The sequence below is a fragment of the Syntrophotalea acetylenica genome, assembly GCF_001888165.1.
GTDB classification, from domain to species: Bacteria; Desulfobacterota; Desulfuromonadia; order Desulfuromonadales; family Syntrophotaleaceae; genus Syntrophotalea; species Syntrophotalea acetylenica.
The window spans coordinates 1,499,015-1,519,700 of sequence record NZ_CP015455.1 but is presented as its reverse complement, the minus strand read 5'-3'; the positions used below and the strand labels follow the sequence as shown (position 1 = coordinate 1,519,700).

The window sequence follows — 20,686 nt, the reverse complement described above, 5'->3', positions numbered from 1 at the left end:
CAGTCCGGGCCGGCAGGGGTAACTCTTACGCTTTGAGGATCTTCAGAACATGCGGCAACAACTGCTTTTTTCTTGAGAGTACGCCCTTGAGTTCAAACAGGCCGTCATCCAGACGCGGATAACCGATCCTGACCATCAATTCCGAATTGCCGGCCAACAACAACAGACTCGTGGCACGCACAATGTCCGTAACCAGCAACCCGGCAAGGTCAAGGGCGCGGTCTCGACAAAGTTCCATCAGGCTGGTGGCGATCCGCGCCCGTTTTTCGTAAAATTCGTCGAAACTGACCACCTCCACCTGACCGATGCCGAACTGCCTGCCTTCCTGGGAATACTCCTTGAAATCCGCAAGGATCAACTCTGTCATGCTGCCGTAGGCGGCCAATGCACTTCCGGCGCGGAACATGCGGCGCCCGAATTCCTGCGGGTCAAGATGGGCCAGTGCCGCCAGCCAGCCACAGAGGTCGCGGTCGCATTCCGTAGCTGTGGGAGATTTAAGCATAACGGTATCGGAAAGCAACCCCGCCAGCAGCAATCCGGCGGTTTGTGCATCCGGAACGATACCGGCGCTTTTATACAGGCCCGCAACGACCGAGCAGGTGCTGCCCAGCGGTTGGTTGATAAACCGGATCGGAGCATCGGTATGCAGATTGCCGAGTCGATGATGGTCGATAATTTCAAGGATTTCCACGCGGTCGGCCCCCGGAACGGCCTGACCAAGTTCATTATGATCCACAAGAATGAGCTTGATGGGCGGGGGTTGCAGCAGGGTACTTTTGGTAGCGACGGCAAGCACCTTGCCGCTGTCGTCAAGCACCAGCACCCCGGGCTGGCTGGAATCCAGCAGCCGATAACGCAACGTTTCCAAAGATTCTCCCATCGCCGCCATGGGAAAATCGGTGATCATAAGGCTGTCCACCGGCGTGGAGAGCCTTGCCAGGGATGCGGTGGTGGCGGTGTCGAAACTGGTGGCCAGCACCGTGACCCCATTCTGCCTGGCGGTATCGATAACCTCGGGACTCAGCGGTTGGCCGCCGGTTACCACCAGCAACCGCACCCCCAGTTTCGCTGCGTGCAGCTGGATGTCGTCACGGTCTCCGGTAATCACCAGCAACCGTTTTGAATCAAGCCCAGCCATACGCTCGCAAAAGCTTTTAAAAGCCATGGCCCCGACATAAAGATCAAAATCCTGAACCTCGCCGCAGAGATCGGCCGTGAACCGCTCGGCGTGCAGGCAGCGGGCCAGAACCGCAGGTGATGTCAGGATCCGGCGCATGCTCTGCTCCTGTCCGCCAACCAGGAATTTATCGGCGACCTGGCGCAGCGAGAGCATCCCCAGAGCGATGCCGCCGGAATCCACGATCGGCAGCAGACCGATATCGTAACGATGAAAAAGGTCGAGAGCCCAGACCAGCGGAGCACCACTCTGAATCGTCACGGCCGGTTGCTTGACGACATCCCCAACCCTCGGCACAACATCGGAAACCAGCTGCGGCGTTTCCGCGCCAAGCTGTTCAAGGACAAATTCGGTCTGCCGGTTGAGATAGCCGGCCCTGGCCGCCACGACCCCTTCGAGCCCTTGCCTGCTGCGCAAACGGGCATATGCCAGCGCACTGCAGACGGAATCGGTATCGGGATTGCGGTGACCCACAACAAAGATGGTGTCATTCATTTTCCGGATTCTTTCCCTGCGGATCGTAAATTGGCACGCACATCTCCCATGCCAATGACATTTTTCACCAACACCCGGTCGGGACGCATGGCCTTATCGAACCATATATAAAGGGTCCCATCCCCCGTGTCGAAAACCTCCGGATCAACCACAACCTTGACCACCAAACCTCCTGTCGGAAATCCGCCCTCTTTGGGACGATCCTTGTTCGCAAGGACTGATATATCGATTGCGGAAGGAGCCCCCTTGGCGAACGTCGGCACCTTACAGGAGGTACCGACCTCTAGGGGCCCCCAAAGCCCGGCCCGGAAATTATAAAAGGCCGAAAGGATATCGTAGGGATACGGGCCAGAACCCATTGCATGCCTTTTGAGCGGAGACTTTCGGCCATTACGCGTGACCTTTTCAATAACAAGCCGACGCGGATAATCGAAAGCCCAATGTTTGAGGCGACTTTTTACCTTGTCGCCACTGCGTCTGTACATGTCTGCATCAAAACTCACAGGTCGCAGGCCACCCTCATCGGACAGGCGCAATGTCGAAACATACCTCTGAACCCGGTTTCCGGTCAGCCAGGCGGCAGCCCCCATGGTCCTGGCTTCAAGAGTGGCTCGATAGGTTTGGGGTTGTTCGGTTTTTTCAAGAATAAAATCCCCCACGGCCAATCGGTCAAACCACAAAAAAGCGATATCGTAAGACAATTTTTCACCACACAAAGGATCCAGGGTTTGTCTTGAAAAAGATTTACCTGTTGGATCCGAAGAGTTGGCGCCGGCATTGGCGTCGACCGGCAGGCACAAACCAAGGATTGCAAGAATCCACACCAGGGTTTTCACTGTTTTTCTCCCGTGAGAGCACATATTCGCGATGGACGCCGGCCATCCTGGCCAGAGGTGCGGCAGTCTAATAAGGAACATGGGAAAAGTCCATAGCCATGACATGCGGAAGCATATTTCTTGACATGCACCCCCTACGCCACTACCATGCGCGTACATCATACCAGAAAACCCGTTCGCCCCCCAGGTGGACAACGGGCGGAATATACCTATTTGCGGCAGAGAATATCGGAACGATGGTTTTTGACAAGACCCAAAATTACGAACGCGAAGCAGAAATCCTCAAAGTCCTTGGCCACCCCATCCGTCTTAAAATCGTCGCCGGACTGCTCTCGGAGACCTGCAATGTCAAGAAGATCTGGGAGTGCCTCGGACTGCCTCAGGCCACCGTATCCCAGCATCTGGCGCTGCTCAAGAACAAGGGAATCATCGAAGGGCATCGTACCGGCGTCGAAGTGTACTATGCCGTCACCTCCGATGAAGCCCGCCGTATCGTAAAAGCCGTTTTTGACCTGAGTACGCAGGCATGATACAGCTCGTTCTGCGCCCCGGACACGAGCGCCGCGTCCGTCGCGGCCACCCCTGGGTATTCAGCAATGAAATCCAGCCCCCGAGCCAGGACACGCTGCCAGGCCAGGCCGTGGAGATAGTGACGGCCGGCGGCGAATTCCTCGGGACCGGTTACTACAACCCCCATTCACTGATCGCAGCGCGCATTCTTTCCCGGCAGAGGCAGTGTATCGATTGCGTGGACTTCTACCGCAACCGCCTGCAAGCCGCCTTCGCCATGCGCGAGGCAATCTACAACGGTACCACCGCTGTGCGCCTGGTTCACGGCGAAGGCGATCACCTGCCGGGGCTTGTGGTCGATCGCTACGACCGGGTGCTGTCGGTTCAGTTTCTGACCCGGGGCATCGATTGCAGACAACACTTCATCCTGCAAGCCCTGCAGGACATCTGTGACCCCGAGGCGATCGTCGCCCGTAACAATGTCGCGGTGCGCGACCTGGAGAACCTTCCGCGCCAGGTTGAAATCCTTCACGGGCAGCTTCCCGACCGCGTCGAAATAACTGAAAACGGTCTGCGCTTCAAAGTCGATGTTCTTCAGGGGCAAAAAACCGGTCACTTCCTGGATCAGAAGGAAAACCATCTCGCCCTGCGGGACCGGGCCGCCGGCAAGCGTATGCTCGATCTGTTCTGCTATTCGGGAAGCTGGGCCATACACGCCGCCCGTTTTGGCGCCGCCGAGGTTATCGGCATCGACATTTCACCGGCGGCCGTGGCACTTGCGGAAGAAAACGCACGATTGAATTTCAAAGACGACACCTGCCGGTTTGTGACATCGGACGTCTTCGACAGTCTGCGCCAATTTAATTCCGGAAACGAGCGATTTGGCGGGATTATCCTCGATCCTCCAGCGTTCATAAAAAACCGCAAGCGTTTGCGCGAAGGGATCAAGGGCTACCTGACCATCAACCGGCGCGCGATGGAATTGCTGGAACCGGGAGGTTTTCTGTTTACCTGCACCTGTTCCCACCACATGGACCGGGAAACCTTCCTCGATACCCTGCGGCAGGCGGCTTTTCTGGCAAAACGGGAAATGCGCCTGCTGGAAGTTCGCGGGCAGTCCTATGACCACCCGGTGCTCTGCTCCTGCCCGGAGACCGAATATTTGAAATGTGTCGTGATGCAGGCCTGCGACTGATCCATTCTCCGCCAGTTTTACCCGCTCTTGCCGGCAATCCCGTAAATTACCCGATAGGTAGCCGGCAGCCTCCCACCGTCGGCAAACCTTTGGATATAATTTCCTTCGAGGCGTTTCATGACCTGTCGCGAAGCCAGCCCTCGGGGACGGCATCGGGAAGCGTTATGCGCCCCTACCCCCTTGAGGCACCGCAGCAACGAAGCCAGAGAACCGTGATACTCCCTCTCGACTTCCTCCCAAACCCGGAAAATTTCAAAGCCGGCGGCGGCAAGTGATGCATCAACCCGATGTTTCGATGGCATCGGCACCAGGTAATCGGGGGATTCCCGCCCCTCGCACAGCAGAGCTTCCCGGTAAGCACCCCTGAGTTCGTCAAGCGTTCCGTCTCCGAACAGGGCAAAGATGAAACTCCCGCCTTTTTGCAGAACCCGATGACATTCTCCGAAGGCCCGGGGCAGGTTTTCCACCCACTGGTAAGCCGACGCGCTGCAGACATACGCCATGGTTTCCGTAGCCAGCGGCAAGGCCGCGGCATCGAGATCCATGGCCCAGGCCCCTGGCAACCGCTGGCTTGCGGCGCGCGTCATGGCATGGGCGAGATCCGACACCAGGAGCCGCAAGCCCGGATATCTTGCCGCGATAAGTTCGGCAAGATATCCTGTACCGGTGCCGACTTCCAGCATCGGTCCCTTCGCGGCCCCCTCAACCTGTACAAGGTTCGCGACCTTGCGCGCAACCCGTTTCTGAACATCGGCACAATCATCATAACTGCAGGCGCTGGCTGAAAAATGGCGTTGAACCTGACGACGGTCGATAGCGTTCATATCAAAAAATCCGCCAGGATATCCGCGCAAAAGTCCAGCCTGCCGATGAAGGGAGCATGTCCGACACCATCCAAAAGCTTCCATTGCGCCTCAGGCAAGCGGCGGGCCAGATACTCACCGGCAGCCGGAGGGATGATGGCATCGCATCTTCCATGCATGATCAGGGTCGGCAAGCATCGTGGGGAGAGCTCGCGCAGGTCCGCGTCACACAGGGTGCTCAACCCGCCCAGACCTGCCGATGCCAGAGGCAGGGGAGCAAGATCGAACAGTTCATGCTTGCATGTCTGAATGAGAGGCCCCTGTTTTGTCTCGCCATCGAACTGCTGCAGGAAGAACCCTTCCAGAGCCGCTGCGGGATCGCGACGGAAGCGCCTGGACAGTGCATTTACCCGAGATGCCGGCTGGCCGTGCGGCCAACCGTCGCGTTGCACGAAGCAGGGCGTTGTCGAAACCAGTATAAGTTTTTTAAGCCGTTCGCCGAGTCGTTCGACCATCTCGAGGGCCACCATGCCGCCAAGGGACCAGCCAAGCAGGGCGATTTCCTCGGCCCCCGCCAGGTTCAGGCATTGTTCGATATCCGCCGCGAAATCCCCCAGCGCATAGCCTGGCCCGCCATGGGAATGCCCGTGCCCTCGCAGGTCAGGAGCGATAATGCGACGGCAACAGGACAGACGCTGCATGAGGGGCGAAAACACCAGGGAAGACATCCCCCAGCCATGCAGCAGGACAAGCACGGGGCCATCGCCCCCTGCTCGGTAACTGACGGAGCGTCCGTCGTCAAGACGGCAGAATTTATGAATGATCATGCCGACAACGCTTTCCGGATCAGGTCAGCCGCCTGCAGCAGTTCGCCGGGTTGATGGGTGGCCATGAGGGTCATGCGCAAACGGCAGCTGCCTTCGGGTACCGTCGGCGGACGGATGCCCTGCAGGAAGATTCCCTGCTGCTGCAACCAGGCGCTGGCGCGCACCGTGGCCTGCGGTTCGCCGGTAATGATCGGCAAAATCGGCGTGTTGCCGTCAAAACCGGTGCAGATATCCGGGCCGAGATGTTGAGTAACAAGTGCTCTGAGCTGTTCCAGCCGCAAGCGCAGGGATCGTCCTTCCTCGCTCTGCACGATATCCAGAGCCGCCAGCCCGGCGCCGACCACTGCCGGTGGCAGACTGGTCGAAAAAATAAAGGAACGGGCGCGGTTCAACAGGGTTTGGATCAAAACATCCGGTCCGGCCACAAAAGCACCGAAGCCTCCCAGCGCCTTGCCCATCGTCCCCATATGCAGATCGATGTTGGCAAGGCATCCGAAATATTCCCCGGTACCTTTGCCGCCTGCGCCCAGCACACCGGTTCCATGCGCATCATCCACCATCAACAGACAATCGTAGCGGTTTTTCAGGGCAACCAGTTCCGGCAGCGGCGCCAGGTCGCCGTCCATGCTGAAAACACCATCCGTGACGATCAGCCACTGCCCCTTGCGCCCCGCAGCCTCTCCGGCCATGAGCCGCTCAAGGGCCGCCACGTCCCGATGGGGATAGACCAGAGTCCGCGCGCGGCTCAGACGGCAACCGTCGATGATCGACGCATGGTTGAGCCGGTCGGAAAAGATGATATCCTCCGGCCCCATCAACCCCTGAAGAATGCCCGTATTCGCTGCGTAACCGGAATTGAACAACAAGGCTCGCTGCGTGCCCTTGAAACAGGCCAGCCGGGTTTCGAGCTGCTCGTGAAGTTCCATGCTGCCGGAAATAAGCCGGCTGCCACCGCTGCCGGTGCCATAATGTGCCGCGGCCCGGCTCTGGGCCTCGACCAGCGCCGGATGATCGGCCAGCCCAAGGTAGTTGTTGGAACAAAGCAGCAACATCTCGCGCCCCTGCATGTGAACATGGGCGCGTTGCGGACCGGTCACGGTCTGCAGGCGGCGCAGCATGCCGCAAGACGCCAGCGCCGCCAGAGCATCCTGCCAGCTTTTCAGGGACATGCCCTCCACCTTTCATCGGGCAGCATCCGGCCAACCCGATCGACCAGAACCGCCTGTTTTTCGAGAAAACGGTACAAACCGGTCACATCGGTGCCCGGGGCGAGAAAAAAAGCTCTGCCGCCACGATCCTCACCCCGAGGCTTGAGCAGCGGAAAACGCACGTAGCCCAGACAAGGCGCGGCAACATAACCTGCCGTGTAATCGGGATCATCCGACCAGCAAAGCTCGGCCAGCACTCCAGGGGCATGCAGCACTTTGGCCGCCAGCACCAACGCCTCTTGAACATGCGTGTTGTTCAATCCGATGGCTTGCAGCTCCCTGGCAAGCACGGCAGCGGCGCGTTCTTCGAGATCCATGCGCGACACCCGCACGCCGCGCGCCGCGTCGAATTCAAGACGCCGCCCGTCGAGGGCGTCGACCAGCATCGCCCCTCGCATACTTTCCCCATTCGGAGCAGCCCCCCCGGCCAAGGCCTGCATGGCACTACGTGCCGCCTGTTCGGAAATCCCCGCGCGAAGCAGTCCGGCCAGTGCAGCGTTTCTGCCCTGCGCCACCGAGTCGACGCCGACAGTGCGTATATCCGGCAATCCGATACGCATCAGCCTCGAGAGGTCAATTTCCTCGATGGTCAGGGAAATGCTGTCAGGCAGCCCCTTGGGATGGCCGAGCGCCCGTTTCACCATGCCGGCCGCGAGGCCATCCAGACAGTCGGCGCCAGCCAGTCTTTCGGCCCCGGAAATATGCCGGTCTCCACGGGCGGCACGCATGCGAATACTGAAAAGAGGTTCTTTCATGGAAAGGAAAATTAACAGTGAACAACGGGATTGTCAACATCCAAAGCGTGCTTAGTTAGTGTCTATCCGGAAAGTCATAAGCTGTTGTAATTACGAACAAAATACACGTTTTTGTACTTGAATTCTTGAGCGTGGCATGACAATATAACCCTCTAACTCGTTGAATTTATTCAACTTCAATACGGTCAGGAGGGCTTGTGAGGCGAAAAATCAATCGACAAATGTCCATCTTCGAGCTCATGCATACCAGCGCCATCGCCAAAGAGCTGCGCTGCATTTCGCAGATTCTGGATCACACGCCGGATATCCTCGATGCTGTTCACCGCGATCTGCTTCAGGGTCGGCGCGAGGATACCGGGCGCTGCGGGCTGACGGCTGACCAGGTGCTGCGCTGCGCCGTTCTCAAACAGTATCGCGAGCTGACCTATGAGGAACTGGCCTTCTACCTGGAAGATTCCGTCGCCTTCCGCTCTTTTGCTCGCCTTGAGATGGGCGTTTATCCCCGCAAGTCGATCCTCCAGGACAGTATCAAGAGCTTGACGGAGTCAACCTGGGAGGCCTTGCACCACCTGATCCTCGGCTACGCCGCCGGGACGAGAATCGAGACGGGCAAGAAGGTGCGCATCGACTCCACCGCCATTGAGACCAACATCCATCATCCCACCGACTCCTCGCTGCTGTGGGACGGTATTCGGATCATGACCCGTTGGATGGTCGAGGGCCATCAGCTCAGGCCTCGTCCGGATTACCCATTTTCCGATCATCGCCGGGTAGCCAAAAAGCGCGCCCTAACCATCCTCAATGCCCGCAAGCAGGAAACCCGCGTGGCCGCTTACCGCGACCTGGTGGAGGTAGCCCGCAAGGTCTGCGGCTATGCCCGGGAGGCGATCCCCGTTCTGGGCGCCTACCAGGGCGGCAGCTTCCAAGACGGCTGCACCGCGCACCTTCTGGCACAGCAGCTGGAGCGCGCCCTGCGCATTCTCGAAAAGGTCATCGACCAGACCGAGCGGCGTGTTTTTCGCGACGAAAAGGTTCCGGCCTCGGAGAAAATCATCTCCTTTTTCGAGAGCCACAGCGACATCATCGTCAAGTCGCGCCGCGAAACCGAGTACGGTCACAAGGTCTTTTTTACCGGTGGCGCCTCCAATCTGATTCTGGACTGCGTGATCGCCCGCGGCAATCCCGCCGACAGCGATCAATACATCGACATGCTGGAGCGCCATCAGCAACGTTTCGGCACCATGCCGCGCCAGGCCAGCGCCGATGGGGGCTTTGCCTCCAGGGATAATCTGTCGTTTGCCAAAGAGCATCAGGTCAAGGATGCCGTCTTCTCCAAGCGGCGCGGCCTTGGGGTGCTCGACATGGCCAAGAGCAATTGGGTCTACAAGCGCCTGAAGCACTTTCGCGCCGGGATCGAGGCCAATATTTCCGCCCTGAAACGGCGCTTTGGCCTGACCCGCTGTACCTGGAGCGGATGGCGCGGATTCAGGCGCTATGTCTGGAGCAATGTCGTCTCGTACAACCTGCTGGTTCTGGCACGCATCGAACTGGCCCAGGGCTAACGCGACAAAAAAGGCTGTAAAACTCGCCCCCGACAGGAATCGTGCGTCCTTATGCCGCACTTTTGGGATAAATCGGGGGTGCTATGAGACTCAACAATTTCGAAACCCTGCGGATCTGGCATTTGTCTTGCCGCCAGAGTGGCCACGCCTGACAAAAACCGGGGTTTCCGGATGGACACTAGTTAACAATCAGACCGGGCAAAGGGACAGGCAGGAAAACCAGGGGATTCAGGCATGCGCAGCGCGCCATGCAGCCATGCATTCCTGATATATTCTGAAATGATCCGCTGAATAAACTACCAGATAGACCTTGTGGATGGAAGCTTCCTGCCGCAGAAAACCAAAGATGGTTGCAAGGGCGATGCGACAGGCTTGTTCCGCGGGAAAACGGTAGGCGCCGCAGCTTATTGCCGGAAATGCAAGCGTCCGTATGCCATGGGCCACCGCAAGTTTGAGGCAGTTCTCATAGCAGCTGGCCAGCAGTCGCCCGGGTTCAGGGTCGAGGCCGTAGACCGGCCCTACGGCATGAATCACATAGCGGGCCGGTAACCGGTAGCCGCCGGTTATGCGGGCCTCGCCCGCCGGGCAGCCGCCAAGACGGCGACAGGCCTCCGTCAATCCCGGCCCGGCCGCCCAGTGCACCGCGCCGTCAACGCCGGCCCCGCCGAGCAGGGAACCGTTCGCGGCGTTGACAATCGCGTCGACTTCGAGACGGGTAATATCGTCCCAGATCAGAAAAACCCTGTCCATGGCATCCATGTGGCATCCCTGAGAGTCAAAAGGCGGAGGATCTGCCGTCAACGGTGTTGCCTTTTTTGCAGGCGCTATATATCCTGCACGATATCGTGCGGAACAAACCGGCGTCCGGACGTAATGCAGCGCAGGATTTATTTTTCACAACCGGCAACCAGGGGCATATCCCCCAGGATCGCCACTCTGCCGGTATTTTCCAGAAAGGTGTTACAATGCCGACATATTTTTCCGAAGCATGGCTCGATCAAATCATTGAGGACGACATTCCCTATGGGGATCTGACCACCGAATCCCTCGGCATCGGCGACAAACCCGGTAAAATCGTATTTTCCACCCGGGAACCGACCGTTATCTGCGGCACCGAGGAGGCGGCGCGCATTTTTAAAAAACTGGGAGCGCAAATCAATCGTATTACCGCCAGCGGCACCGTCCTGTCTCCCAATACCGATTTTTTCGAGGCCGAAGGCAATGCGCGAACTCTGCATGCCGGTTGGCGGGTCTGCCTGAGTCTTCTTGAACACGTCTCCGGCATCGCCACACGCACCCGAAAAATTGTCGATCTTGCACAAAAAGTCAATCCGCTGATTTCCGTAGAAACCTCCAGAAAGTCGTTTCCCGGCGGAAAGAAAGTCACCATCAAGGCCGTGTTGTGCGGCGGAGCGCACCCCCACCGACTGGGGCTGTCCGAATCCCTGCTGGTTTTCAGGCATCACCAGGTATTCATGGAAAGCCAAAAGAGCTTCTGGGCAGCACTCGATCGGATACGCAATGAAATCCCGGGTAAAAAACTGACCCTGGAAGTCGAAAATGAAGCGGAAGCCATGCGCGCTGCCCAGGCCGGCGTCGATATCATCCAGTTGGACAAAATGCCCGTGGAGACGCTCAAAACAGTCATCGACAAGGTACGAAAGGATTATCCGGCCATAAAAATAGCAGCGGCGGGCGGCATCAACGAAAAAAACGCATCGGAATACGCAGCGACAGGGGCCGATATCCTGGTGCTGTCTTCCGTCTTTGCCGGCAAAACCAGCGACATCGGCGCGCGTATCATGCCACTGGCGTAAAAGCGGCACAAGTTTCAGGAAAAACGCCGACCGACATTCAGGCGTCACCCCGCACGATCCTTGCGGTTTTCATGAAGCTTTCGACCAGAGAACCGTCAACGGGATTTCGCAAATCGCCTTGCAGCTTGAAACTGCTGCCGACAATAGCGCCATCCGCCAGGGGCAGCAAATCCTGAATGTTTTGCCGCGAGAGTCCGCTGCCGATGAGCATGGGGATCTTGATGGTTTTGCGAAGCACGTCAAGATCCTCGCTTCGGGGCGGGCTGCCGGTCTGATGTCCGGTCAGGATTAGACCATCGGCCAGGGCGGCTTCCACATCCTGTGCCTGGGCAATCAAACTTTTATCGGCAGTGATCTGATGGCTGCCGTGCTTGACGTGAAAATCGCCGAGAATCATGATCCGGTTTTCCGCCTGCAGAAACCTTCGATAGCGCAGCGCCTGGGGCCCGGCAGCTTCGATTACCCCTGCCTCGGCGATATAGGCATTGGCCAACTCGAAGGCCCTGACCCACTGGCAGCCTGTCGCTGCGGCAATCGCCAGGGCCTGGTTCACGCCGTTGAGATGAATGTTCACCCCCATGGGCACCTGAAACCGCTGGCGCAGATGCGACACCACGGCGGTCACTGCGGCGACGGTTTCAAATCCGATCTGCGCAGGCTTGAGAAATGGCCGATCCCCCTGGTTTTCAATCTGGACGCCATCGATGCCGCCCTCGATCAAACGCCGGGCGTCGGCTTCCGCGGCCTCGATGATGTCCGGCATGCCCGCCTCGGGCCGATACCCCGGAGCCCCCGGCAGAGGCCTGAGGTGTATCATGCCGATGATGGGTTTTTCGGTTCCGAAAATGTGCCGGAAATTGAAGGACGATACCATGGCCACCGCAACCCTTTCTGTTAAATTATGAAACTTGCCGGCACTGCCCTGTTACGGAAATGCCGGCAATCCCGGTTGCCTTGCAGGTTCATCGCAAAAAAACTGTTCTCAGGCCCTTCGCCGCAGTGATCACATACCGCCGGTTTTTGGCGACAGAGCCACCTGGTCTCCTTCTTTCAAAACATGATCCATCTCCACTTCCTTGTGATTAACGAAAACAATCTTGATATCCTCGGGATTGAACTCAAGACTCTTCACCAGGTCCAGGACCGTAGCCATCTCCCCGATTTCATAAGCTTTACTGCCATGATGATCGCAAACATTTTCCTGGGACAGACCCGAAAAGCACTTGATGTTCACTTTCATAAATCACCTCTCCCTCTCCCCCCAGCCGGATCAGACAGACCCAAGGCAAACGGAACCAAGACCTACGGATGATACTGTTTAACCAGATAACACCAGGTGCTGACCTGTCAACCCGATGGTCGCTTCAAAAGGACAATCCGGCCGTTTTTAAAATGAATCACTTTTTATGCTCCGGCGTACCATGCGGATGGCGGCGAGTGCAACAAAAAGCCCCCGACACAGCGCAAGCCAATTAGTTAGTTTTCATCCGGAAACGGCCCTTTTCCGCCATGGCGGCGTCAATCCGCAGGCTTGCTTGTGCGGCGTACCGATGTACGCCTCCGCGCAACCCCTTGATTTCCTTGCCACAACAAAAAATTGCTCGTTTCCCATATGAAAACTACGCTGTATCCATCCGGAGTTTCCGGATGGATACTAGTTAACCTGTTGAAAAACAATGGATGTTTTCGTTCACTCCAAATCCCTTCGCCCGCTTGATTCATGCGGGCTAGACGGCCAATTTCAGAATTTTGGAGATTCGCTCCTGGGGGTACATCGTATCCATCTTCCAGAGTTTGGCATTGCCAAAAGCATTTTCGGCGATGGGATCGACAGCGTCCTCGGAGAGCCCCGCCTGGGCGAAGGTGACAGGGGCACCGATGGTGCTGAACCATTCAGTCAGCTTGTCGATGCCGGCATCGACGCCGGAGGCGCCGAACACCTTGTCGGCGAATCGCTCAAACCGCTCCGGCATCTGATTTTTGATGTCCTTCAGCCAGGCGGGCAGCACCACCGCCAGCCCGGCACCGTGCGGCACATTGTACAGCGCCGACATGGCATGCTCGATCATGTGGGTGTCGTAGGTGTTGCCCTCGACGCCGACGAAGGTATTGCCATTCAGCGCCATGGTTGCCGCCCAGGCGAACTCGCCCCGCGCATCGTAATCGTTGGAATTTTTCAGCAACGCATCCGTGGTGCGCATGACGGTTTTCAGGATAGCCTCGATGAGTTCGGCGCTGAATTCTGGAAGGTAGCTGGCGGAGAAATACAGATCGAGGCAGTGAGAAAAAACATCCACAGCTGAATAGGCCAGATAGTCCCGGGGGACGCTGGCCATCAGTTCGGGATTGATGACGGATACCTTGGGAAACAACAGGGGGGAGACGATGGCGTATTTCTGCCGGGTTTCATCATTGGTCACGACGCCGGCCATGTTCATCTCGCTGCCGGTAGCGGCCAGGGTCATGATCGAGAATACGGGAAGGGCCGCTTCGACCACGGCTTTGCCGACAAAAAAATCCCACACGTCGTTGACGTATTTCGCGCCGGCGGCAACGGCCTTGGCGGAATCCAGCACCGAGCCACCGCCCACCGCCACGACGGCCTGCAGGTCTTTTTCCTTGGCGATTTTGACGGCATCGCGCACGCGGCTGATCAGCGGATTGCTGATTACCCCGCCCAACTCGACAAAGGCAATGCCCTGCTCTCCCAGGGAGGCGGCCACGCGGTCGAACAGCCCGTTCTTCTTCACCCGCTCCGACCCGTACAGAATCAAAGCGCTGTCGACGCCAAACTCTTTAAGGTATAGCCCGATATTGGCTTCTTTGCCCTTGCCGAATTCGATTCTCGTTGGGTTGAAAAATGTAAAGTCGCGCATGGTGCCTCCTTATTTGTAAGTGGTTTTGGAGTTTGCTTTTTTCTTTCCCCAATATTAATGGCTTACAGCGAAGCAAGAAATACATGGAACTCTTCGATTTTTGCCCGATCCTACTTGCTTTGGTGTTTTGCGCAACCTTTCATTCGCTCACCCTTCCCCACCAACCGCCGCCTGTCGCAGATTAATCACATCCCGCAATGGCGGCGCCCCGAATAACCGACTGTATTCACGACTGAACTGAGACGAGCTTTCGTACCCAACCTGGAAGGCCGCCCTGGTCGCATCCAGATCTTCCGCCAGCATCAGCCGCCGCGCCTCCTGCAGGCGCAGGTGCTTCTGGTATTGCAGCGGACTCAGGGAGGTCATGGCGCGAAAGTGGCTGTGGAAACTCGATGCGCTCATATTGGCGATTCCGGCCAGCTCGTCGACCCGCAATTGCTGGGCAAAATGGGTTTTCAGCCACTCGATGGCCCGCGCCACCCGGTGGCTGCGGCTACCGTTGGAGGCGATGTGGCGAAGCCTGTCCCCTTGATCGCCCACCAGCAGGCGATAGAGGATTTCCCGGTGCAGCATCGGGGCGAGTATCGGGATATCTTCCGGTTCGTCAATCAGAGCGACAATCCTTTGAAAAGCGCTCAGCAGGGGCAAGGTGACCTCGCCTGTCGACATGCATCGATCGATAGCCCTGTTGCGCGGTGCGGGAAGATTGCTGTCGATCATCAGGCGCGACAGCTCGCGCATATCGAATTTCAGTACGAGTCCAAGATACGGCTCCTCGGGGCTGGCGGAAATGACCTGATACGAGCTCGGCAGATAAACGGATGCAAGCAGGTACCTGTGGGCATCATAGTCAAATATTTCGTCCGCGAGATGTATCCTCTTGGCCCCTTGCGCAATCAGGCAGATACTGGGTTCGGCCAGGCCGGGTTTCGGTTCGGTCGGTTTATTATGGCGATAAAAGGTCAAGCCCGGGACAGGTGTTTGAAATTCATCACAATCTGTGGTCCATCGGGCAATGTCTGCCACCAGCACATTGAGCGGTTCGCTCTTATCCAATGCAAGTCCGGCATCACCAACATCTTGTTTTTGCATTCTATTTTCCTCGCTTCGGTTGTCTTGATAATACCAACCCCTTCTTCATCAGGCAATATTTCAGATTATTTTTGGAGGTTCGGGCAAGAATTAAAAAGGATCAGTCTATCCGGATTGTTCCTCCGGGGAGTAGCCTTATAACCGTAAAGGAGTTCCAACGATTGAACGAGATGAGGGTCTGTCAAAAAAACCACGAAGGGAACAGAAAATGGAAATACAACGAAACGGTTCACAGGCTTCGATCCAGGGACCGGCCGCCTGGTTCACCGGCACGGTACGCATCGACCCGCTGTTTCTCAAGCCGCAAGAACCGGCGCGCACCACGGGTGCTTACGTCGTCTTTAAACCCGGTGCCCGGACGGCCTGGCACACCCATCCGCTGGGCCAGACCCTGATCGTCACCGCCGGTAGCGGCCTGGTGCAGCGCGAGGGTGGGCCGATCGAAAAGATTCGGCCCGGTGACGTGGTCTGGTTCCCCCCGGCGAGAAGCACTGGCATGGCGCTGGGCCGATCACATCCATGACCCATATTGCGATTCAGGAGGAATTCGACGGCAAATCGGTGAAATGGCTGGAACATGTCAGCGACGAGCAGTATCGGGCAACCAAGTGAAAGGAAGGTAGGTATGGACAGAACTAGTACAACCGCAGGGTCGCCCTGGTAACCTGAGCCACTCCGGGCATGGGGTGGCGACCCACTGTGACGTTGTGGACGAAGCATTTTAAAATGAATTCCTTTTTATGCTCCGGCGCATCGTGCGGATGGCGCCGAGTGCAACAAAAAAGCCCCCGACACAGCGGGGGCTTTTTTGTTGCAGATCGAAAACTCAGCAATCGTAGTACAGAGCGAATTCGAGGGGCACCGGGCGCATGCGGACGGGATCCACTTCGGCCTGGGTTTTGTACTCGATCCACTTTTCGATAACGTCTTCGGTGAAAACGTCGCCTTTGAGCAGGAAGGCATGATCTTCCTTGAGAGCCTCAAGAGCCTCAAGCAGGCTGCCGGCAACGCTGGGGATGGTGGCCAGTTCCTCGGGGGGAAGCCCGTAGATGTCCTTGTCCAGCGGTTCGCCCGGATCGATCTTGTTTTCGATGCCGTCAAGACCGGCCATCAGGATAGCGGAGAAACACAGATAACCGTTGGCTGCCGGGTCGGGAGTACGGTATTCGACGCGCTTGGCCTTGGGGCTGTTGCCCTGGGGAATACGCAAGGCGGCAGAGCGGTTGCGACCCGAATAGGCCAGATTGACGGGTGCTTCATAGCCGGGCACCAGGCGCTTGTAGGAGTTGGTGGTGGGATTGGTGAAAGCGCAAAGAGCCTTGGCGTGCTTGATGATGCCGCCGATGAAGTACAGGGCGTTCTTGGACAGGCCGGAATAGCCATCGCCGGCAAAGGTATTGACGCCATCTTTCCAGATAGAGACGTGGCAGTGCATGCCGCTGCCGTTATCACCGAACAGGGGCTTCGGCATGAAGGTCACGGTTTTGCCATTGCGCACGGCAACGTTTTTGATGATGTACTTGAACCACTGCAGGGTATCGCCGTTATTCAGCAGCGAATCGAATTTAAAGTCGATCTCGCACTGGCCGCCGGTAGCGACTTCGTGGTGCGATGCCTCGATATGAATGCCGACTTCCTGGCATACCTGCACCATCTCGTTGCGCAGATCCACCAGAGAGTCGGTGGGAGCGCAGGGGAAATAGCCTTCCTTGTGGCGGGGTTTGTAGCCGAGGTTGGGGAATTCTTCACGGCCGGTATTCCAGATACCTTCGCTGGAATCGACGCAATAGAAAGACTCGTTGCAGGTGGAGTTGAAACGCACATCGTCAAAAATGAAAAACTCGGGTTCGGGACCGAAATAGGCGGTATCGCCGATACCCGTGGATTTCAGATAGGCTTCGGCCTTTTGCGCGATGAAACGCGGGTCGCGGCTGTAGCCTTCCTTGGTAATGGGATCGAAAATGCAGCAGATCAGGCTCAGGGTCGGAACCTTGATGAAAGGATCCCGTTTGGCGGTGTTGGGGTCGGGGATGATAGCCATGTCGCTGTTATGAATAGGCTGCCAACCGCGGATCGAAGAACCGTCGAACCCCAGGCCTTCTTCAAACACATCTTCGCTGAATTCGCAGATAGGAACCGATACGTGCTGCCAGACGCCCACGAAATCAAGGAACTTGTAATCCACCATCTGGATGTTGTTTTCCTTGATAAATTCCATTACCTGTTTCGGTGTCATTGCGATTGCTCCTTTTTACTGACCTCGGTTGAAATAAATAACCGTAAGCTCCGAAAACCCATGTCGGCCTACAGTGCGTCCTCACCTGTTTCGCCCGTGCGGATGCGGATAACTTCCTCCACCGGGCTGACAAAGATCTTGCCATCGCCGATACGGCCGGTGCGGGCCGCCTCGCTGATGGTTTCAATAACTTTTGCGACCATATCATCCTTGACGATGATCTCGATCTTGATCTTGGGAATGAAGTCGACCACGTACTCAGCGCCGCGGTAAAGCTCGGTATGCCCTTTCTGTCTGCCAAATCCTTTGGCTTCGGTAACGGTAAGCCCCTGAATACCGACTTCGTTCAGTGCCTCTTTAACTTCATCCAACTTGAACGGTTTGATAATTGCCTCAATTTTCCTCATCAATCGGCCTCCTGCAGACGATGTTCCGTGGCGGCATAGTCCGCCCGTTTTCGCCAAAACTGGCATTAGGAGCAGCGCCGTTCACCAAAGAAGTTGCCGGGATTCTGTTTTCCCGCTTCATTGCGACTTCTTACTAGCAAACCGCTTGCCAACTTTTAACGATCCCCGAATCACAAACGCAACTTACCGAAATCACATACTTTTATTCAGGACAAATTAAAGCCATGGGCAGCTCTTGTCCCATCCTTCAACAAACATAAGAGTAATTTTTATGCACTGAATCACCTTTGTCGCCCGATTTTTAGGCACGCTCGGAAACAGGGCTTTGCTCCCCCGGTTTTTTAAAAGGACTGATGTCTCCAATCATTGAACATATGCCACTCCTGCTCGAAATTGGGGGTAAAAAAACCCTCGCCCAGCCGGGCTGCTATCTCCTCGGGGGAGAAAAAGCGCACGGCGTCGATTTCTACCGGATCGAACCGGATGTCCCCGTCATACCGGGCCAGATAGGTCGCAACATTTTCCGATTCAAAGGCGTTGCGAAGCCGGGAGTGGTATAAAAACCGTATGGCAACATTATCAATCCCCAACTCCTCGCGCATTTCCCTCAATGCCGCTTCGTAATACCCCTCACCCGGGTCAAGATGACCGCCGACGCTGGTATCCCAGCGCCCGGGTTGCACATCCTTGCACAAGGACCGTTTCTGAAGCAGCAACCGCCCCTGTCCATCAATAACCAGGACATGGGCGACACGATGAATCAGACCGGGGTTGCCATGGCACTCGGAGCGCAGCGCCCGCCCCACCACCCGATCCTGCTCATCCACGATATCAAACCACTCTTCCGCCGCCATCCGCACACCCTACTTTCTGTCGAAAAACGGGTTTTTGCCGGTCATGGAAAGAGGCAGCCCGTAAGCCAGAGCAGCATCCTTGCCCATCAATCCAAGCTCGAGCGCGGCCTTGCCCGCACTGTAGAGAATCCGGTTGTCGAGACGCAGGTCGGCGGCGCGGCTCACGGCGGAACCGATGGCGATGCCGAGATCACCGCTGTTGAAGGCGCAAACACCACCGGCGCGCTGCAATGCCTGACAATTTTCAAACCCGCAATAGCCGCAATGAGGAAGGCCCAGCGGCTGATTTTTACTGGCAAACATTATGATCAGGGGGGCCTGACAGACATTGCCGGCATCGCGAGCAAAAAAGGCCACCCCGTCACGCTCCGCAATAAGACGCATATGCTCCGCAAGCCTGTTCTTTTCTTCTCCGTCCAGAATCGCCGTGGTCAGCAGGTCGATGCTGCGTGCCTTAGGGGCGGTCCGCGCGGCGGCACAGATCATGCGGGCCATATGCAGCATGCCATTCTTTTCATCGTCAAAAACCAGCATCGTTTCTCCTTCTGCAGGTGTGGCAGGAATTTATGCAAACCCGTTGCGGCGGGGATCAGGCGCAGACAATGGCCGCAGGTTTGCGATCGGAGCTATCCTACACAGGAATGAACTGGTGTTAAACAGAAAATCTTCCGTGGCCAAAGTCTGGCAACTCTCAGCGATTCGTCGAGGTTATGCCCAAACGGTGCAGCATAGCGTTTACCGCCGATCGCAGGGTGCCGGAAGAAGCATCGCAGAACTCATAGGAAACGCGCAGAACAGGCCTGTCGATAACCAGAAGCCGGGCCAGGTCGACGGGGGTAGCCGACAAAACAAGATCACATGGCACCGCCGCCAGGGTTTGCCGCAGATCGTCCAGTTGCGCAGCGCTGTAGCCCATGGCGGGCACCACCGCACCGATATGGGGGTATTCCGCATAGACCCGGGCAAGACTGCCCACCGCATAAGGTCGCGGGTCGACAATTTCCCCGGCCCCGAAACGCCGTGCGGCAACGACGCCGGCTCCGAAGGCCATGCCTCCGTGGGAAATGGTGGGACCGTCCTCGACGACCAGCACGCGACAGCCGGCCACTGCCTCGGGCGACGCCACCGAAACCTGGAGGTCGCCCTGCACCAGCGGCGTTTCGGGCACCGAGCTCTGCAGATTCCGGCGCAGGCGGTCGAGGTTTGCCTCGGGCACTTCGGAGCGTTTGCTGACGACAATCAGATGGGCGCGGCGCAGATTCACATAGCCCGGGTAATAGGACAATTCGTCGCCCGCCCTGAAAGGATCAACCAGCACGATGTCAAGATCCGGAAAGAAAAATGGCGTGTCATTGTTGCCGCCGTCCCAGATCAGGATATTGCCCGCCGGTTCGGCAGCCCGCAGCACCGCCTCGTAATCGATACCGGCCAAAAGCGGCACACCGAGGCGCAGCAGCGGCTCGTATTCTTCACGCTCCTCAAGGGTGCACTGATGGGCATCGAGATCGTCAAGGTGACGGAACGACTGCACGGCGCGATGTTCGAGGCGGCCGTAGGCCATGGGGTGACGCACAACCACCGGGCGCTGACCGGCTTCCAGCAAGTGCCGGCAGATGTAACGTGTAACCGGGCTCTTGCCGCATCCGGTACGTACCGCACACACCGATATGACGGGCAGCGAAGCTTTAAGCATGGTATGTTCGGCGCCAACCAGCCTGAAATCACATGGCGTGGCGAGAATCGGGGAGGCAATCTCCATCAACCTTTGATGGGATACGTCGCTGAAGGAGAAAACCGCCTCGTCGATGGCGAGGCGACGTACCAGTTCCCCGAAAGGTTCCTCGCCGATAATCGGGATACCGTCGGGGTAGAGGGCACCGGCCAGCGCGGCAGGATACACCCGGCCCTGCTGAAACGGAATCTGGGACGCGGTGAAGGCCAGCACCTCGCAATCCTGCCGATGCCGGTAAAGGAGATTGAAATTGTGAAAATCCCGCCCCCCCGCCCCAAGGATCAATATGCGCCGACGCCTCATA

The 20,686-nt window shown here is 57.3% G+C and carries 20 protein-coding genes and 1 pseudogene; 5 read left to right on the top strand and 16 right to left on the bottom strand.

The annotated features are described in order from the left end of the window. Positions 1-25 precede the first annotated feature (25 nt). Entirely contained in the window at positions 26-1,672 is a 1,647-nt protein-coding gene (locus A6070_RS07010; RefSeq protein ID WP_072287655.1) for a putative manganese-dependent inorganic diphosphatase, read from the bottom strand. After that, positions 1,669-2,670: a DUF3108 domain-containing protein gene (locus tag A6070_RS07005; RefSeq protein ID WP_083558805.1), complete on the bottom strand. Its 1,002-nt coding sequence runs from the start codon at positions 2,668-2,670 to the stop codon at positions 1,669-1,671. Before A6070_RS07005 ends, A6070_RS07010 begins: the two co-directional genes overlap by 4 nt. A 74-nt stretch (positions 2,671-2,744) precedes the next feature. On the opposite strand from A6070_RS07005, the gene A6070_RS07000 reads away from it, so the two are divergent. After that, positions 2,745-3,038 carry an ArsR/SmtB family transcription factor gene (locus tag A6070_RS07000; protein WP_072287653.1) on the top strand — a complete coding sequence of 98 codons (294 nt, stop codon included), beginning with the start codon at positions 2,745-2,747 and terminating at the stop codon, positions 3,036-3,038. Next, a complete protein-coding gene (locus A6070_RS06995; RefSeq protein WP_072287652.1) occupies positions 3,035-4,213 on the top strand; it encodes a class I SAM-dependent rRNA methyltransferase in 1,179 nt (392 codons plus the stop codon). The genes A6070_RS07000 and A6070_RS06995 overlap by 4 nt, the downstream gene beginning before the upstream one ends. Before the next feature lie 17 nt (positions 4,214-4,230). On the opposite strand, the gene A6070_RS06990 is transcribed toward A6070_RS06995, so the two are convergent. The 4 genes from A6070_RS06990 to A6070_RS06975 are packed head-to-tail and all read right to left on the bottom strand — an operon-like array spanning position 4,231 to position 7,806. Beyond that, positions 4,231-5,037, bottom strand: coding sequence for a methyltransferase domain-containing protein (locus A6070_RS06990; RefSeq protein WP_072287651.1), 807 nt, complete (start codon positions 5,035-5,037; stop codon positions 4,231-4,233). Then, the gene (locus tag A6070_RS06985) at positions 5,034-5,843 is read right to left on the bottom strand and encodes an alpha/beta fold hydrolase (protein ID WP_072287650.1); all 810 of its coding nucleotides are present in this window, start codon (positions 5,841-5,843) and stop codon (positions 5,034-5,036) included. Before A6070_RS06985 ends, A6070_RS06990 begins: the two co-directional genes overlap by 4 nt. Beyond that, positions 5,840-7,012 carry an 8-amino-7-oxononanoate synthase gene (gene bioF / locus A6070_RS06980; RefSeq protein ID WP_072287649.1) on the bottom strand — a complete coding sequence of 391 codons (1,173 nt, stop codon included), beginning with the start codon at positions 7,010-7,012 and terminating at the stop codon, positions 5,840-5,842. Before bioF ends, A6070_RS06985 begins: the two co-directional genes overlap by 4 nt. Then, on the bottom strand, positions 7,003-7,806 hold the full coding sequence (locus A6070_RS06975; protein ID WP_072287648.1) for a 6-carboxyhexanoate--CoA ligase: 804 nt from the start codon (positions 7,804-7,806) through the stop codon (positions 7,003-7,005). Before A6070_RS06975 ends, bioF begins: the two co-directional genes overlap by 10 nt. Before the next feature lie 197 nt (positions 7,807-8,003). Here A6070_RS06975 and A6070_RS06970 point away from each other — a divergent pair, with 197 nt between their 5' ends. Next, positions 8,004-9,368 (top strand): ISNCY family transposase, encoded by a 1,365-nt coding sequence (locus tag A6070_RS06970; protein WP_072286075.1) that lies wholly within the window; start codon positions 8,004-8,006, stop codon positions 9,366-9,368. Between the two features lie 228 nt (positions 9,369-9,596). Here the strand turns inward: A6070_RS06970 and A6070_RS06965 are convergent, their stop codons facing one another. After that, positions 9,597-10,118: an O-acetyl-ADP-ribose deacetylase gene (locus tag A6070_RS06965; protein ID WP_072288178.1), complete on the bottom strand. Its 522-nt coding sequence runs from the start codon at positions 10,116-10,118 to the stop codon at positions 9,597-9,599. 215 nt (positions 10,119-10,333) lie between these two features. Here A6070_RS06965 and modD point away from each other — a divergent pair, with 215 nt between their 5' ends. After that, positions 10,334-11,185 (top strand): ModD protein, encoded by an 852-nt coding sequence (modD, locus tag A6070_RS06960; protein WP_072288177.1) that lies wholly within the window; start codon positions 10,334-10,336, stop codon positions 11,183-11,185. Positions 11,186-11,222: 37 nt separating this feature from the next. Here modD and A6070_RS06955 read toward each other — a convergent pair whose 3' ends face one another. The 4 genes from A6070_RS06955 to A6070_RS06940 all read right to left on the bottom strand — a co-directional run bounded on the left by A6070_RS06955 (position 11,223) and on the right by A6070_RS06940 (position 15,153). Continuing rightward, positions 11,223-12,059 (bottom strand): BtpA/SgcQ family protein, encoded by an 837-nt coding sequence (locus tag A6070_RS06955; protein ID WP_072287647.1) that lies wholly within the window; start codon positions 12,057-12,059, stop codon positions 11,223-11,225. A gap of 129 nt (positions 12,060-12,188) precedes the next feature. Next, positions 12,189-12,425 (bottom strand): MoaD/ThiS family protein, encoded by a 237-nt coding sequence (locus A6070_RS06950; RefSeq protein WP_072287646.1) that lies wholly within the window; start codon positions 12,423-12,425, stop codon positions 12,189-12,191. Between the two features lie 487 nt (positions 12,426-12,912). Continuing rightward, on the bottom strand, positions 12,913-14,061 hold the full coding sequence (locus A6070_RS06945) for an iron-containing alcohol dehydrogenase (RefSeq protein WP_072287645.1): 1,149 nt from the start codon (positions 14,059-14,061) through the stop codon (positions 12,913-12,915). A 147-nt stretch (positions 14,062-14,208) separates the two neighbouring features. Further along, entirely contained in the window at positions 14,209-15,153 is a 945-nt protein-coding gene (locus A6070_RS06940) for an AraC family transcriptional regulator (protein WP_072287644.1), read from the bottom strand. A 208-nt stretch (positions 15,154-15,361) separates the two neighbouring features. Here A6070_RS06940 and A6070_RS06935 point away from each other — a divergent pair. Beyond that, positions 15,362-15,765 (top strand): annotated as a pseudogene (locus A6070_RS06935) ((R)-mandelonitrile lyase). Between the two features lie 214 nt (positions 15,766-15,979). Here the strand turns inward: A6070_RS06935 and glnA are convergent. From glnA to A6070_RS06910, 5 genes are all read right to left on the bottom strand, one after another. Continuing rightward, a complete protein-coding gene (gene glnA / locus A6070_RS06930; protein ID WP_072287642.1) occupies positions 15,980-17,389 on the bottom strand; it encodes a type I glutamate--ammonia ligase in 1,410 nt (469 codons plus the stop codon). A 68-nt stretch (positions 17,390-17,457) separates the two neighbouring features. Next, complete coding sequence (locus A6070_RS06925; protein WP_072287641.1) at positions 17,458-17,796, bottom strand: P-II family nitrogen regulator; 339 nt, start codon at positions 17,794-17,796, stop codon at positions 17,458-17,460. A gap of 341 nt (positions 17,797-18,137) precedes the next feature. Next, entirely contained in the window at positions 18,138-18,650 is a 513-nt protein-coding gene (locus A6070_RS06920) for an NUDIX hydrolase (RefSeq protein ID WP_072287640.1), read from the bottom strand. Positions 18,651-18,659: 9 nt separating this feature from the next. Beyond that, positions 18,660-19,184, bottom strand: coding sequence for a ferredoxin domain-containing protein (locus A6070_RS06915; RefSeq protein WP_072287639.1), 525 nt, complete (start codon positions 19,182-19,184; stop codon positions 18,660-18,662). Positions 19,185-19,341: 157 nt separating this feature from the next. Then, positions 19,342-20,685, bottom strand: coding sequence for a GTPase (locus tag A6070_RS06910; RefSeq protein ID WP_072287638.1), 1,344 nt, complete (start codon positions 20,683-20,685; stop codon positions 19,342-19,344). Between the last annotated feature and the right edge of the window lies 1 nt (position 20,686).